This is a genomic window from Streptomyces sp. NPDC001393 (assembly GCF_053597455.1).
On sequence record NZ_JBSFIH010000160.1, the window covers coordinates 1 to 1,378 of the forward strand.

General features: G+C 57.1%; 2 rRNA genes. Both read left to right on the forward strand.

Features of this window, described 5'->3' with window-relative positions:
- Positions 1–1,173: ribosomal RNA gene (locus ACWC2T_RS46045) — 23S ribosomal RNA — on the forward strand; the annotation flags it as partial.
- Between the two features lie 88 nt (positions 1,174–1,261).
- A 5S ribosomal RNA gene (rrf, locus tag ACWC2T_RS46050) occupies positions 1,262–1,378 on the forward strand.

Genomic DNA, 1,378 nt, shown 5'->3' on the forward strand with positions numbered 1-1,378 from the left:
TGAGCTGGGGGTGGCCGCAGAGACCAGCGAGAAGCGACTGTTTACTAAAAACACAGGTCCGTGCGAAGCCGTAAGGCGATGTATACGGACTGACGCCTGCCCGGTGCTGGAACGTTAAGGGGACCGGTTAGCTCCATTTCGGTGGGGCGAAGCTGAGAACTTAAGCGCCAGTAAACGGCGGTGGTAACTATAACCATCCTAAGGTAGCGAAATTCCTTGTCGGGTAAGTTCCGACCTGCACGAATGGCGTAACGACTTCTCGACTGTCTCAACCATAGGCCCGGTGAAATTGCACTACGAGTAAAGATGCTCGTTTCGCGCAGCAGGACGGAAAGACCCCGGGACCTTTACTACAGTTTGATATTGGTGTTCGGTTCGGCTTGTGTAGGATAGCTGGGAGACTGTGAAGCATGCACGCCAGTGTGTGTGGAGTCGTCGTTGAAATACCAGTCTGGTCGTGCTGGATGTCTAACCTGGGTCCGTGATCCGGATCAGGGACAGTGTCTGATGGGTAGTTTAACTGGGGCGGTTGCCTCCTAAAGGGTAACGGAGGCGCCCAAAGGTTCCCTCAGCCTGGTTGGCAATCAGGTGTTGAGTGTAAGTGCACAAGGGAGCTTGACTGTGAGACCGACGGGTCGAGCAGGGACGAAAGTCGGGACTAGTGATCCGGCGGTGGCTTGTGGAAGCGCCGTCGCTCAACGGATAAAAGGTACCCCGGGGATAACAGGCTGATCTTCCCCAAGAGTCCATATCGACGGGATGGTTTGGCACCTCGATGTCGGCTCGTCGCATCCTGGGGCTGGAGTCGGTCCCAAGGGTTGGGCTGTTCGCCCATTAAAGCGGTACGCGAGCTGGGTTTAGAACGTCGTGAGACAGTTCGGTCCCTATCCGCTGTGCGCGTAGGAGTCTTGAGAAGGGCTGTCCCTAGTACGAGAGGACCGGGACGGACGAACCTCTGGTGTGCCAGTTGTTCTGCCAAGGGCATGGCTGGTTGGCTACGTTCGGGAGGGATAACCGCTGAAAGCATCTAAGCGGGAAGCCTGCTTCGAGATGAGGACTCCCACCCACTTGATGGGGTAAGGCTCCCAGTAGACGACTGGGTTGATAGGCCGGATCTGGAAGCCAGGTGACTGGTGGAGGTGACCGGTACTAATAGGCCGAGGGCTTGTCCTCAGTTGCTCGCGTCCACTGTGTTGGTTCTGAAACCACGAACAGCCCCGCCGAAACGGTGGTGCGGCGATGTTCGACAGTTTCATAGTGTTTCGGTGGTCATAGCGTGAGGGAAACGCCCGGTTACATTCCGAACCCGGAAGCTAAGCCTCACAGCGCCGATGGTACTGCAGGGGGGACCCTGTGGGAGAGTAGGACGCCGCCGAAC